This is a genomic window from Gardnerella sp. DNF01189 (assembly GCF_049244195.1).
In the GTDB taxonomy this organism is placed as follows: domain Bacteria; phylum Actinomycetota; class Actinomycetes; order Actinomycetales; family Bifidobacteriaceae; genus Bifidobacterium; species Bifidobacterium swidsinskii.
The window spans coordinates 194,169-210,132 of sequence record NZ_CP058385.1 but is presented as its reverse complement, the minus strand read 5'-3'; the positions used below and the strand labels follow the sequence as shown (position 1 = coordinate 210,132).

Below are 15,964 nucleotides of genomic sequence, written 5' to 3'. Positions count from 1 at the left end.
CTACTTTTATTTGCTACTTTTATTTGCTATTGCTTCTGTTAATTCTGCTGATTCTGTACAGTCTGTTTTGTGATTTTTTCGCCGCGCAACGCTTCTACTAATTCTTCGCGCACATACAAGCCATTGCACTTATTAAATCCATGCGCAACCAAGCCTTGAGAAACGGAACACAATAATGGTGGATACAATGCTGCAGCAGAGCACACTTCCGGTTTTTCAAACACATCGTACGCTGAACCATCAATAATAAGCTTTCCATCATTAATTGTTATAAGTCGAGTTGCATAATCAAGCACAACTTCCATATCGTGACAAACCATAATCACGCAACAACCGTTTTTTCTTAAACGCTCTACAACTTGCATAATTCTCATGCATTCCTTGTAATCAAGACCGCAAGTTGGCTCGTCAAGAAGAAGAATCTTAGGATTTGTTACAACTGTTGCAGCTAAAGCAACCATTTGACGCTGGCCACGAGAGAGCATAAACGGGCTAGCTTCAGAATCCAGCTCCAACTCATCAATAATTTCCATTGCGTGAGCTTTAGCTTCGTCCTCATTCTGACCAATCAAAATACAGCTTAAAGTAACTTCTTCAAGTACCGTTTCTTTGCATAATTGTCGGTCAGGATTTTGAAATAAGGTAGATACATATTTTGCTATTTGACTAATACGAAGAGACTTAGTGTCAACGCCATCAATTGTTACGTTGCCTTCTGTTGGTTTTAATAAACCATTAATAATTTTGGTAATAGTTGTTTTGCCAGCACCATTTCTACCAACAAGAGTTACGAGCTCTCCAGCGTAAGCTTCAAAAGACACGTTTTTTAGCGCACTAACGCCACTTTGATACAAAAAACTGACGTTTTTAAGCGAAAGACATGGTGAATCGTTTTTCGATTTATTTTGTGCGTAAGATTGTGTAGAGACTTGCGATTCGTGTGAAAAGTCGCAAGCAAGCGCCGATTTATTTGAATCGCATTCACGATTATCAAATTCACTATGTGAATCAACATGTGAAGTCAAAGATTTTTCACTATTAATCGTATTAACAATAGTATTTACTGTATCTTCTACAGACACAGGCAAATCGCTTTTAGAGCAAATATTCTCACGCTGTAAATCATTAACCAAATGCGTAGTACGCGGATAATTTATTCCAATAGAATAAAGCAAATCCATATTTTTCAACGCTTGGCTAACAGGCAAATCAAGCGACAAAATGCCATTAGAAAGCACAACTAAACGCTTGCAATACTCGCTTAAAAGCGCAACTTTTTGCTCAATTACAACAACCGTTATTCCAAAATTCTTATTCAAATCTTTAAGAATCGAAAAAATCATTTTAGAAGAAACAGGATCTAAAGCGCACGTCGGCTCATCTAACACCATAACTTTAGGCTTTAGCGCAAGAATAGCAGCAATTGCAACCTTCTGCTTTTGACCTCCAGACAAAGTGTCTAAATCACGGTTACGCAAATCACTAATGCCAACAATTTGCAAAGCTTCATCTATTCGACTTGGTATTTCGCTATGCGCAACGCCAAAATTTTCTAAGCCAAAAAGAATCTCATCTTCAACATTTGCGGCAACCATTTGCGCATCAATATCTTGAATAACAGATCCAACCAAGCAAGCAATGTTAGTTAAAGCAAGATTGTTAGTGTCTTGACCCGCAATCTTAACGCTTCCTAAAAGTTCGCCAGAATAATGATGCGGAATCGCGCCAGAAAAAAGCGAAGCAAGAGTTGTTTTTCCAGAGCCAGAAGGACCAATAATTCCCACAAATTCGCCAGATTCTACGCTAAGACTTACATCTTTTAGTGCAAAAGTGGAATCTTGTGCCTCTGAAGAGTCTAAAGAATCATCTTTATTCCGATTCACATACTTAAAAGACACATCTTTTAGCTCAAGCAAAGGCACAATAATTCCTAACTCTTAGAAACCTAACAATTACAATTACTAATGATATCTTACGATTATATTTATTCTGCGATTATATTCTTTGATGATTATATGACTTGCTGCATATTATCCAGCACAAACTATTCAACAAAATCATCAAATACATATTATCCAAAATACATATCATCTAAAATAAATCATCCAAAACAAATTCAAACACTTACTTATGCAGAACGAGTCGAATTGGGGTGTAAAGCACTTCAACAACAACAGCATTAAACACAGCAGTTCCAAAAATGATTGGAAGCATAACAAAAATCGTCTTAGGAGAATGAAGAACAAAGAAAGATGCAGTAGAAGCAAATATTAAACCAGAAACAACTGTAGTTATAAAAGTTGCTATAAGTGGGAAAATACTGAACTTTCTAGCAGCATCCTTAGGGAAAACGCGAACATAAGCCATAATCATCAAAGTCATAACAATCGCTGCCGGAATATCGCAAACATAATTAAGACCAGGAATAGATGCGTTAAATTGCATCAAAGTTGCAGCCAAAGCACCAATAATCGCGCCCTGAATAACATTTGGACGAACAAGCAAGATTGCAAGACAGAATGATGCGATTAAAAAGTTTGGTTTAATGTTTCCAATTGAAAGTGCTTTTGCAGCAGTAAAGTCAAGAATACATCCTGCTGCAAAAAGAACTGCAACCAACACTAAAGACGTAATATCTAAAGCATGCTTTTTAATGCTTACAGCATTAATCATGCTATCTGCATGTTCGCTAATTTCCTGATTCATAATCTTCTCCTTCATAATGCGATAATCAAATTTTAATTATCGACTTTTGATATTTATTTATGCTTACTTACATTCATTTATGTTTGTTTATATTTGTTTGCGTTTATTCAAGTTAATTTATTTACTTATTCTTCAATGTTGTTTTACTTGTGCAAAACAAGTCGAATTGGAGCGTAAAGCACTTCAACAACAACTGCATTAAATACTGCAGTTCCCAAAATAATTGGCAACATAACCATTACCATATTTGGAGAGTGAAGAATAAAGAAAGCTGCAATAAGAGCAAAAATGCAACCGGAAATTACTGTAGTAATGAAAGTAGCAATAAATGGGAATACGCTTACTTTACGAGCTGCATCCTTTGGGAACACGCGAATATAACCAATTAATATTGCAGTCATAATGATTGCAGCTGGAATATCACAAGCATACTCAAGGAACGGAATCGAAGTATTAAATTGAATTAACGTTGCAGCCAAAGCACCAATAATAGCACCCTGGTAAATCTTCGGTCTAACAAGCAAAATCGACAAGCAGAATGAAGCAATAACGAACTCAGGCTGAATATTTCCAATAGAAAGAGACTTTGCAACAGTAAAGTCAAGAATGCATCCTGCAGCAAAAAGCACTGCAACTAACACCAGTGAAGTAATATCTAATGCGTGATTCTTAACTTTCACATTTTGCATCATTGCAGCTGCAGCATCTGTAGTTGCGTTTGCACCATTGTTGTAAGCTTCCTTAACGGTTTCGTTAATTTCTTGAGCCATGATTTCTCTCCTTGTTTAAGCTTCATATTATTTGAATACAAAGCTATCGAATATTTTGTTGTTATTTGTGATTTGTGATTTGGTTATTTTTTAAAATTTAAGCTTATATACAAAAAGACCTCCGGGCTTACCCCGGAGGTCTTTTATAAGCTTTTATACGCAGCTTCTAAAACTTCAGAGTAAACTCACACCAAAGAGAAGACTGCCACCACCACATACGAGCAGCGTTAAGAGCATTGTGAGATTCAGCATTCATGTTCATGTTACGCATGATAACTGCCTCCTTAAGCTCATTAGCTGACTGTGGCTCACACACAAACCTCAACCGAAGTATTCGATATTTATTTGTGTTGGAAATGATGCTAACACTGCAAAAGTACAAATGCAAATATTGATTCGTAAAATATAATCATATTTTCAAAAATATAAGCAAAACATTACTTTTTAAAAATCTCCTATAAACCATTCTTACATAAGGAAAACAGCTACTATAATTTTAAAAAACGCCCGAAATTATTCAAAGCAAAAAATTTCTAAAAATAAGCGCAACACGCAAGCAAAAATAAAAAATGAGGGTAATAGCTTAGCAATTGCTACTACCCTCATTTTTTATTAAAACCTCAGTACTTAATCACAAAACACAAAATTATGCGAAAAGCACTTTGGATTTTAATAATTGCAAGACAGATGCTTAGAACGCCTTACTTTAATCAAGAAAGCACCTGCAACAGGCAACAATATTGCAATAATAAATGCGATTTGCGCTACACTACTGCCTGTTGAACTTAACGCATGAACATTCTTCTTAACAGCATTATTTACTACTGTTATTTCAGTCCAAGCAACTTGATTACCTTTTTCGTCAACCAAAACAACCGTATGCTTTCCGGTATATCCAGCTGGGAACTGAGCATCAAATTGAGGCTTGCCATTAACCATGCGAACAGTCACAAACTTTGAACCATCAGCACCCTTAAGCAAGCGTGGAGATGAATAGATATACGCGTAAGCATAAACTACTCCATCACGCTGCAAACGCTCGGTGAACTCTTTGTTTACAACATTAATTCTCACACTGTTAACAACACCTGCAGTTGCAACGTTATTGTTACCAACGCTAAGAGTTCCCTTTAATTCTGGATTAAGCTGCTGAACTGTTTTCGGAGCAACAGGTACAGGAGTAGATTCTGCTGGCTTAGCTGGAGCTGGTTTAGCAGAATCAGCTGGAGCCGGCTTTTCTGTTTTTTCCGACGGAACTGGCTTTTCCGACGGAACAGAAGGCTTAGACGGCTTTGATTGTTCACTGGACTCAGACGGAGTCGGCTTCGGAGCAGGAGCAGGAACTTGCTGATGCTCACCAGGTTTTGGAGCTGGAGCTGGCTTTGTGCCAGGCTGATCAGGTTTTGGCTTCTCAGGCTTCTTACTAGGATCCTCACCAGGCTTTGGCTTTTCACCAGGCTCAGACGGATTCTCAGGCTGTTTGCCAGGCTCATCACCAGGCTTTGCATCCGGAGGAATTGGCTTAGATTCCTTATCTTTACTAAGCAATACTGCTGTAGAAACAGGAGCAATCTTGTATGTGCCATCATCAGCAACAGTTGCATCTTGAGCAGTATCATTCACTTTGCCATTAGCAACAAGTGCAGAATACTTTCCTGCTGGAATCTTTACTTGAGTTTCAGCATTATTAGCATTGAACACTACAACATATTGCTTATCTGCATCGTTAAGTGTGTAAGCAATTACACCATCAGGAGTGCCATCAATCATCTTCATGTTCTTGTTAATTATTGCATAATCAAAATCACGAAGAGATTTAATGCTCTTACGTAGCTTCAACAATCCCTTGAAATAGTTCACGGAATCAGACTTGTCAGCAGCACGATTCCAATCAAGAGCATTGTCTTTATCGCCAGCATTGTAACTATTATCGTTACCATTCTTAGTTCGCAAGAATTCCTGACCAAGCTGAATAAACGGCATGCCGCGAGAAAGCAAAATCATTGAATTTGCAAGCTTTACTCGTCTCAATCGTACGTCTTCAGTGTCGTTAGGAGCAGAGACCTTTAGCTTATCATACAACGACAAGTTATCGTGAGCTTCAACATACTGAACAATTTGACCTGCATCAGCAAAGTGCGTTTCAGCATTACCATTCCAGCACTTAACAGTACTACTCGTGCCAAATTGGCAACCAAGCAAATTATGCTCAAGCAAAGCCTTAACACCTTTATCTGTATTGCCATTGACAAAACCAGTACCCTTAGCAGCAAACACAGAACCTTTTACAGAATCGCGGAATGAATCGTTAAAGAACGCTACTCCTGGAATCTTATAAGCATTTGGTTGAATAGTAGACTCGCTCTTAGGAAGCAGTTCATTCATATCCCAGCCTTCACCAAGCACAATAATTGAAGGATCAATCTTATTAAGCTCAGCACGCACTTCTTGCATAGTCTTCAGGTCAATTAAGCCCATCAAATCAAATCGGAAGCCGTCGAGGTTGTAATGCGTAGCCCAATACTTCACAGAATCCAAAATATACTTGCGCATCATTTGACGTTCAGACGCAGTATCGTTACCGCATCCAGAATTACCATTCAGAGCACCATCCTTATAGCGGAAGTAGTATCCAGGAACTGTCTTGTTAAACGAATGATTTTGTGCGTCGTAAACATGGTTGTAAACAACATCCATAATCACGCGCAAACCAGCCTTATGAAGGCCAGCAATCATTTGCTTAGCTTCCTGAACTCGCGTTGTTGGATTGGCAGGATTTGTAGAGTAAGATCCTTCAGGAACATTGTAGTTTTGCGGATCATAACCCCAGTTTTGAGCGCCTTGCTTTCCATAGCTCAAGTCACCAGTTTCATTCACAGAACCAAAATCATACATTGGCATGATTTGTACGTGAGTGACACCAAGCGACTTCAAATAATCAAAGCCAGAAACATTCTGCTTATCTTTAGTCTTAGTGCCTTCTTCTACTACGCCAAGATACTTGCCACGATGAGCATCGCTAATACCAGAGTTTGGATTGATCGAAAAGTCACGAACATCCATTTCTGCAATTGTTGCGTCACTTGGATTCGTAAACTTTGGCATACGATTTCCAGCACTGCCTGCGTCTTTATCTGCTAATACAACAGAACGCTCACCGTTTACTACTGCAGCTTTCGCATAAGGATCAGCAGAAACATTCACTGTGCCATCAGCAAAATGAACTTCATATGCGTAAGCTGTATTAGCTTTGTCACCTTCAAGCTTTACAGACCATACGCCACGATCTTCTGCTTTCATAGCTGTTTCTTTGTCTTTTTCAGCTTTTTCAGCAGTCGACTTATAAGTAATCAGCTTTACTTCAGTTGCTGTTGGAGCCCAAAGCTTGAAAGTAGTTGAAGAAGCAGAATACACAGCACCTAAATCATCACCATTGTACGCGTATTTCTTATCGAACTCATCGGTACGAATTACGCTAGCACCAGTTTTTGAGGAAGCAGAAAGCTTAATACCTGTAGCTAATCCTTTAATACTCAACTCATACTTATGCTTAATATTAAGGTCATTCTTGGTTTCGATAGTAATCTCTGAACCATTAGCTTTAGCAGAAGCAATTTCAACTTTCTTGCTAGGATTTTCACTAGTATCCAAAAGTGTTACGTCAGAATCTTTTACAGAAGACACGTCACCAGACACTTTTACAACTAACTTCTTTAAGCCAGCAATATCAGCAGACATCACGTGAGCTGTAAGTTGTGGCATAGTAGCGTTTAAGTACACTGTCATGTCATCTTGCATTAACCAGACTTCAGCACTACCCTTGTTTGGATTATTTGCATCTAGCTTAATCGCATTGTTTGGAATACTGCGATTGCTAGGATCTTGTTGATCCCAAGCGTTAATTGGCGTAGATTTTCTAACTTTGAAGCCAACACTGTCAATACCAGCATCATTCTTAGCAGTAAAGGTTGCAACTTTGCCATAATCGTCATGCGAAGTGAAGTAACGAGCAGTACCACCGGTTCCGTCATTCCAAGTCCACATGTTCCAGCCTTCATAATCGCCAGCATTCCTGCGATAATGAACTGTTACCTTTAGCTCTTTTGGCTTCTTCTTAAGGTTGTCTGGAGCAGCAAACTGCGTAGTATCCGATCCGCCTGTTACCCAAGCTTCAGCAAGACCACTTGCGCAGTTTTCAATAGCACGATCGCCACCGTCTTTATTCCAATCTTTTGTAGTAGTAATAAAGGAAAGTGACTTGTTTTCAAAAGAACCATCAACCGTAGTTTCAAAAACTTTTCCGAATTTATCAGTGCCATTAAATTTATGCCAAGCTCCAGGTAAATCTTTACCATCCTTGTCTTTGCCCCACAAATAAACGCCAATATCGCGAGTATCACCAGCTTTTGGCTTGTAGTGGATACGAACAGTAGTCTTTGGATTATATGCTACTGGGCAAGGATTTACTCCAACGCTACCCTTGTGATCTTGAGCTACATACGAATCAGTGTGAGCTGGAATCTTAAAGTTATTATTATCTCCTTCGTGATACCAGTAACCTTTGCCATCGTTAAACACTGCTTCATAAACTTTGTCATTGGTTCTAATTGTCTTCTTATACCAACTATCGCAAGCCTTTTGCATCTCATCGCCAGGAGCTTGAGTCCAGCTTGAGCCTATACCGTAGTGAACATATACTTTTTTACCGTTAAACTTTTCATCTGGCTTAAAGTAAATGGTCGTTGTAGGATCTTCTGGCATACCTGCATCAGGCTTTTCTTCACCATATTGAGGATCAGATGCGTCTGCGGCAGAGCCTGCCGGAGGATTAGCCTTTGTGGCATTAACATGTAAAGCTACTGCTTCGCGAGCGCCAATCTTGGTTCTAACTTCACCTTTTTCAACTTTAACAGTCTTAGAGCAGTCTCCTGCAGCATACACATTGCAGTACTCACCATCAGGCAAATCAGTCTTATAAGAAACTTCTTTTTCGTCAAGAGAATTGTTGATCGCTAAGAAGCCCTTCTTTTCGCGGCTAAAAGCAATGTTGTTATCGCCATCATCCTGCCAATTTGTGACTTTCGCACCTTGAACAGCATTGTAGAATCCAATCATTCCACGAATCGAAGTCCAACGCTGAGTGCACTGCCACTTTGAATTAGCACCACAAGTTACTTCCGGAACAGACGTTTCAGTTGCACCAGGAGCACCATCATCATTCTTATCGAACTTGTATCCGGAATACACGTTTGGAGTGCCGTATGGCCACGCGAGCATGAAAGCGTTTGCTAAAGCGTAACGACGACCGTCCTTATACGTAAGCACGCTGTTACCGCGCTCTGTATCCCAATTCGTAACGAAAATAGCAGCTTTATCGCTCTTAACCATTCCGTCTTGAACTTTGTTCAAAGGCTTACTTGCCTTCATCAGCGAGCCTTTGAAACTTTGCATAAGCTGGTAAGAGTAGCCAAACTCGTTAACTTCGCCTTCATTCAAATGCGCAGCTGGCTGAATTTGTTGAGCTTCTGAAGGATTGCCAATAGTTTCCTGCATCCACCAGATGTCATGAATCTTTTTGCTATCTTCAACACTTTCGTTGTATTGCCTTATAGCAGAAGCTTTAATGCCCCTCATATCTTCTGGCGAAATATGCTTTACAGCATCAACACGGAAACCAGCAACACCAAGCTTCAACAAATCTGCAAAATACTTACCTAAAACTTGCTGAACATGCGGCTTAGAAGTATCCAAATCAAGCAAACCAACAAGTCTGTGAGTCCAAACTTCTTCAGCATTCGTGTAATCTTTAATATTTTCAGTGCTCTTATGGAAATCATCCTTAGTGTATCCAGCGTCTTCAAAAGTCTGCGAAGCAGCATCATACTTACTACCACCAACGCCAACAGTATCCTTATTATCAACGCCAGCCATGTGATTAATCACAGCATCAGCAATAATCCCAACGCCCTTTGCCCTGCAAGTAGTAATCATATTCTTAAACTCAGATTCAGTGCCAAGTTTAGAATTTAATTTGTAGCTCACAGGCTGGTAAGAAGTCCACCACGCTGTACCTTTAATATGATCCTGCGGCGGAGACACCTGCACATACTTCACACCTTCAGGACCATAAGTTTGCTCACATTCCTTAGCAATACTTTTCCAATTCTGCTGGAATGCAGTAACAATAACTCCCTTACCTTTAAGAGTTACATTAGTAGAAGTTTCTTTGCTATTGGCAGACTCCCCGCTAGTCACAGCGTTTGCGCTAATTGTAACAGCAAAACCAGTTACAAGCATTGCAACAGACGCAACAATAGCAACCATCTTCGATGCAAAGTGTCGACGATGACTCATCAGTATCCTTTCCTCCATTGGTATTAACGCGCTCCTTCCTTGGACGCATTAATAGCTCTAATACACAAGCGATGGCTAGCACAACTATGATGCTAACCATCGCCTAATAATATGTACAATCAGCGGAGAAAATTATACCATCTGCATACTGACAATATTGCAATAACTATACAAAAACTGTAATAATATCAATATAAATTTATTTCCAAATCGTCTTTTACTTCACATCCTACTTATTAGAACCTGCCTTATTTTTGCGCAAAATCAAAGCTAGTTCAATCAATAGCACAGCGAAAACAATTACAATCATCGTAACAGTACTAAACGTGGAAGTACTTCCAAAATGCTCTACAGCCTTAACATGCAAAGCAATAGCAGAATAAGCTGGAATAGTTGTCTCTACTTTCCCACCATTTACAGTAACTGTGCTAAAGCATTTACGTGAAGCATATACGTTGCAATACTCACCATCAGGCAAATCAGTTTTATAACTCACATTTTTAGGCTTGTCAGTATTGTTAATCGCCAAGAATCCCTTGTTTTCGCGACTAAAAGCAATGTTATTATCGTTGTCATCTTGCCATTGAGTCACTTTCGTGCCCTTAACAGCATTATAGAATCCAATCATTCCACGAATCGAAGTCCAACGCTGAGCGCATTGCCACTTTGAATTCTTGCCGCACTTTACATCTGGAATGTGCGTATCAGTTGCACCAGGAGCACCATCATCGCGCTGCGTGAACTTATATCCAGAATAAATATTTGGTGTTCCATAAGGATAAGCAAGCATAAAAGCATTAGCTAACTCGTACTTTGCTCCATCCTTATAAGTGAGAACTCGAGTCGAATTGTCACGCTCAGTATCCCAGTTAGTCACAAAAATAGCGGCTTTCTTATTAGGAATAAGCTGATCTGTAATATGAGACAAATTCTCAATTGAACCATAGAAATAATTACGCAAGCGATACGAGTATTCAAACTCATCTACTTCGCCTGTACCAACATATTGATCCGGCTGAATTTTAGGATCTTGTTCAGGGAAACCAATTGTTTCTTGCATCCACCATATGTTTTCAGGCTTCGTTCCAGCAGCTTTAGCAGCAGCTTCTTTTATGCCTTTCACATCCTCAGGACACATATGTTTTGCGGCATCAACTCTAAAGCCTGCAACACCCATTTTTAGCAATTTTGCAAAATAGTTACCAAGAATTTTTTGCACATGCGGCTTAGAAGTATCCAAATCAAGCAAACCAACTAAACGATAATTCCAAACGACTTGCGCATCTTTATATGTGTAAATATCTTTATCTATTTGGTGAAAATCATCTTTTGTGTAACCAGCATCCGGATAGCTTTGATTTGCCGCATCATACTTACTACCGCCAACACCTACAGTATCTTTATTACCATCGCCGGTTGTGTGATTAATTACAGCATCAACAACAATTCCAACACCAGCAGCCTTGCAAGTAGTAATCATATTTTTAAACTCGTCTTCAGTGCCAAGCTTTGAATTTAGATTGTAACTAACTGGCTGGTAAGAAGTCCACCACGCTGTACCTTTAATATGATCCTGCGGCGGCGAAACCTGTACATAACTCACACCCTCAGGACCATAAGTTTGCTTACACTCTTTTGCAATACTTTTCCAATTTTGCTGAAAAGCAGTAACAATCACACCTTTTGGCGGAAGACCGTCTGTTGATTTAGTTGAAGCAAATGCCGAAGAGTTTGGGACAATAGCAAAAATACACATTAATACTGTTGCTACAGCAGCAATTGCAGCAATTGCAGTAAAAGAGCACATTACATTGCGCTTGTAATTATCGATTAATTCGCAAGCATAATTACTTTTTTTACGCTCACTTACTTGCAATTGTGCACTGTGGATCATCGTTGTTCCTTTCACATACGTACAGCACTTTTCATTGTGCGAGAATACTTTTATTATTATACGCTTATTGTTTATGTACGAGACATTAAAATACAAAATAAAAACGTCGCCTAGCAAGCTAAGCGACGTCGTGCACGTGCCCCCGGTGAGACTCGAACTCACACTGCACAGATTTTGAGGCTGTTTCCTCTACCAATTGGGATACAGGGGCATTTTTAATTTTCCGCATTTTTTTGCGACTTGTCGACTATAGCACACTTTAAGCCACATGCAAATAGTTAAAGCATTTTGCGCGTGTCGCAAATCAACAATATTGATCATACATAACATAATGCGCGCGAACTGCAAAACAGCTAGCGCGCATTATGCAAACTATACTACTGCGCAAATGCACTTAAACTAGAAGAACTAGCGTATTAGTACAAGAACGCAGAATCAAATAATTAGTCGCAAGCACCAACGGTGTGAACGTAGATGGAGTCAGTACGACCAGCCTGGCGTTCACCCTGAGCAGTGCTCAAGATAACAATCTGATCACCATCGGAAACCTTACCGGCTTCGCGAAGAACCTTGTCGGTGAAGATCATCAAATCGTGACGATTCATGTCATGGTAATCTTCATCAATCAAGAAGCCTTCAGTGCCCCAGCTCAAAGCCAACCAACGATAAGTGTGCTCATTGTTAGTCAAGCCAAAGATTGGAGCGGTTGGACGTTCACGAGAAATACGATGAACTGTGCGACCAGTCTGAGTGTAAGCAACAATAGCCTTAGCATTAAGCTTATCTGCCAAATCAACAGCTGCAGAAGAAACAGCACCGGTGCTAGACATATCAAGCTCAACAGCAGGAATGCGATCATAGCCGTGCTCAGTTGCGTACTGAGAAATACGGGACATGGTCTTTACGGTAACATCTGGGTACTTACCAACAGCAGTTTCGTTAGAAGTCATTGTTGCGTCAGCACCGTCGAGAACAGCGTTAGCGCAGTCAGAAGCTTCTGCACGAGTTGGAACTGGAGAGTTAACCATTGTGCCAAGAACTTCAGTAGCAACGATAACTGGCTTTGCATAGCGACGAGAAAGCTCGATGCAACGCTTGGTGACCAGTGGAACCTCTTCGAGAGGCATTTCAACAGCCATATCACCACGAGCAACCATAATGCCATCGAAGGTCTTAACAATCTCTTCCAAGTTTTCAACAGCCTGTGGCTTTTCAATCTTGGCGACGATTGGAATACGACGACCTTCTTCGTCCATGATTTCGTGAGCGCGATCAATATCGGTAGCGAAACGCACGAAGGACATAGCAATAATGTCAGCGCCGGTGCGAATAGCCCAACGAAGATCAGCCTCATCCTTTTCAGTCAAAGCTGGAAGAGAAACTGCAACACCTGGGAGGTTAATGCCCTTGTGGCTGGAAACTGGACCAGCAACAATAACCTTAGTGTGAACGTCGTTGCCTTCTACCTTGGTTACCTCAAGACGAACCTTACCGTCATCGATAAGGATTGGGTCGCCTGCGTGGCAATCTCCTGGCAAGCCCTTAAAAGTTGTAGAAGTGCGGTGCTCGTCACCTTCAACATCATCAGTAGTGATGATGAACTCCTGACCTTCTTCCAAATAAACCTTATCTTCGTCTTCAGCGTTCTTCTTGAACCAACCGCAGCGAATCTTTGGACCTTGCAAATCAACAAGAGCAGCAACATTGCGGCCAGTGGACTTGGAAGCTGCACGAACGTTGTTGTAAACGCGCAAATGATCTTCAGGAGTGCCGTGAGAACGGTTCAAACGAGCAACATCCATACCGGCTTCAACAAGCTTGGTAATACCTTCCAAGGATTCGGTAGCTGGACCAATAGTATCAACGATTTTGGCTTTACGCATAATGCCTACCTATTTTCTATTTCTGTTTATTTTTTATGAGCGATTTAATGATAGAAACCATAAAACGCCCAATTCCGCTTTCCAGTGTATCAACGTATTGTGACCGCTTATTGTATTTATTCGGCGTTTTGTGAACGCTCACAGAAAATAACATAAAATCGCAGATAATACTTGAATAACGCTCAGATAATGCTTGAACAATAGTTGAATAATAATTGAGAATAATAGTTATTTTCTAACTTTGAGCATCGCTTATTTGGCGCAACTCTTTCTTTAGATCGCGTATCTCGTCGCGCAAACGCGCTGCAAGCTCGAATTGCAACTGCTCTGCAGCAACATGCATCTGCTCACTCAAATTTTTAATCAGCGACATAATATCGTCTTGCGGAAGCTCAGAAACATTCGCCATACGCTTTTCTTTGCTTTGCTGCCCAAGATTCGGCTCTTTTGGCACGCCATAATGCGAGTTCCCAGCCTTATTAGCATTCCTGTAACCGCCTGCTAGCAAAGTTTGCGTATCAACATCCTCTTTAGCGAGCATATCGTTCACATCGCTAATCTTCTTTCGCAAAGGCTTAGGATCAATTCCATGAGCCTTGTTATACGCGATTTGCTTTTCGCGACGGCGCTCTGTCTCGCTAATCGCCTTGCTCATAGCATCAGTAACAGTATCCGCATACATAAGAACAGTTCCAGAAACGTTACGAGCAGCACGGCCAATCGTTTGAATAAGCGAACGGTAGGATCTTAAGAAACCTTCCTTATCTGCATCCAAAATCGCAACAAGCGAGACTTCCGGCAAATCCAAACCCTCACGAAGCAAATTGATGCCAACAATCACATCAATTTTGCCTTCGCGAAGCTCACGCAAAAGCTCCACTCTGCGCAAAGTATCAACATCTGAATGCAAGTACTCAACTTTAATACCAAGCTCAAGGAAGTAATCAGTTAAGTCTTCCGCCATTTTCTTTGTAAGCGTAGTAACAAGCACGCGCTCATCTTTTGCTACTCGCTCCTTGATTTCCGCAAGCAAATCGTCAACCTGACCTTCTACAGGGCGAACCTCAATCTTAGGGTCAAGCAAGCCGGTAGGGCGAATAATTTGCTCAACTACACCATCTGAAAGCCCAAGCTCGTAATCTCCAGGCGTTGCAGAAAGATACACAGTTTGACCAACGTGCTCCAAAAATTCTTTCCACTTTAACGGTCGATTATCCATTGCCGATGGCAGTCTAAAGCCATGTTCTACAAGCGTTCTTTTGCGCGAAGCATCGCCTTCATACATAGCTCCAATTTGCGGCACTGTTACATGCGACTCGTCTAAAACTAGCAAAAAGTCATCCGGGAAAAAGTCAAGCAGAGTATGCGGAGGCGTGCCTGCATCGCGTCCGTCAAAATGCCTAGAATAATTCTCCACTCCTGGGCATACACCAACTTGGCGAAGCATCTCCAAATCGTACGTAGTTCGCATTTCCAAACGCTGAGCTTCCAGCAATTTGTTCTGCTTTTTAAGCTGAGCTACTCTCTCGTCGCGCTCTTTTTCAATCGCCTCTAACGCGCGCTCCATGCGCTCCGGTCCTGCAATGTAGTGAGATGCTGGGAAAATATGAACGCTACTCTCCTGGCGAATTACTTCTCCTGTAAGAGGATGTAACATAGTAATTCTGTCGATTTCGTCACCGAAGAACTCAATTCGCACAGCTAATTCTTCGTACACTGGAATAATCTCAACCGTGTCACCGCGCACTCTAAAAGTTCCGCGCGTAAACGCAATGTCATTGCGCTTGTATTGCATGCTCACAAATTGGCGTAATAAATCGTCTCGCTCAAGCTGCTCACCAACGCTTAGCATAAGCATTCGCTCGGCATACTCCTCTGGAGTACCAAGGCCGTAAATGCAAGAAACAGTAGCCACAACAACGCAATCCCGTCGAGTAAGTAAATTTGCTGTAGCTGCGTGACGAAGACGCTCAACATCGTCGTTAATATTCGAGTCTTTTTCAATATACGTGTCTGTTTGCGGAATATACGCTTCTGGCTGGTAGTAATCGTAGTAAGACACAAAATAGCTCACAGCATTATCTGGCATAAGCTCACGAAACTCTGCGCAAAGCTGAGCTGCCAAAGTTTTATTCGGCTCAATAATAAGGGTAGGCCTTTGCAAACGCTCAATAAGCCAAGCGGTTGTAGCGGTTTTACCAGTTCCTGTAGCACCCATTAAAACAACGTCGTTTTCGCCGTTTTCAATGCGATTAACCAGCTCGTCGATTGCTTGCGGTTGATCTCCTGAAGGCTTGTATGGTGCTTTTACTACAAAAGGCTTGTTTGTGCGCTGAATTTTATTCGACATGTATTTA

General features: G+C 40.8%; 7 protein-coding genes and 1 tRNA gene. All 8 read right to left on the bottom strand.

The window, feature by feature from the left end:
* Positions 1–38 precede the first annotated feature (38 nt).
* The 8 genes from HXT41_RS00875 to uvrB all read right to left on the bottom strand — a co-directional run bounded on the left by HXT41_RS00875 (position 39) and on the right by uvrB (position 15,957).
* Positions 39–1,922 (bottom strand): ABC transporter ATP-binding protein, encoded by a 1,884-nt coding sequence (locus tag HXT41_RS00875; RefSeq protein ID WP_103013977.1) that lies wholly within the window; start codon positions 1,920–1,922, stop codon positions 39–41.
* Positions 1,923–2,124: 202 nt separating this feature from the next.
* Positions 2,125–2,706 (bottom strand): tryptophan transporter, encoded by a 582-nt coding sequence (locus HXT41_RS00870; RefSeq protein ID WP_012914058.1) that lies wholly within the window; start codon positions 2,704–2,706, stop codon positions 2,125–2,127.
* A 143-nt stretch (positions 2,707–2,849) separates the two neighbouring features.
* Entirely contained in the window at positions 2,850–3,476 is a 627-nt protein-coding gene (locus HXT41_RS00865; RefSeq protein ID WP_004111317.1) for a hypothetical protein, read from the bottom strand.
* 669 nt (positions 3,477–4,145) lie between these two features.
* On the bottom strand, positions 4,146–9,800 hold the full coding sequence (pulA, locus tag HXT41_RS00860; RefSeq protein ID WP_421788827.1) for a type I pullulanase: 5,655 nt from the start codon (positions 9,798–9,800) through the stop codon (positions 4,146–4,148).
* Between the two features lie 259 nt (positions 9,801–10,059).
* Entirely contained in the window at positions 10,060–11,637 is a 1,578-nt protein-coding gene (locus HXT41_RS00855) for an alpha-amylase (RefSeq protein WP_415691623.1), read from the bottom strand.
* A 224-nt stretch (positions 11,638–11,861) separates the two neighbouring features.
* Positions 11,862–11,935, bottom strand: a tRNA-Leu gene (locus HXT41_RS00850).
* Between the two features lie 232 nt (positions 11,936–12,167).
* A complete protein-coding gene (pyk, locus tag HXT41_RS00845) occupies positions 12,168–13,607 on the bottom strand; it encodes a pyruvate kinase (RefSeq protein ID WP_116431777.1) in 1,440 nt (479 codons plus the stop codon).
* Between the two features lie 235 nt (positions 13,608–13,842).
* Positions 13,843–15,957 (bottom strand): excinuclease ABC subunit UvrB, encoded by a 2,115-nt coding sequence (uvrB, locus tag HXT41_RS00840; protein ID WP_248893271.1) that lies wholly within the window; start codon positions 15,955–15,957, stop codon positions 13,843–13,845.
* Between the last annotated feature and the right edge of the window lie 7 nt (positions 15,958–15,964).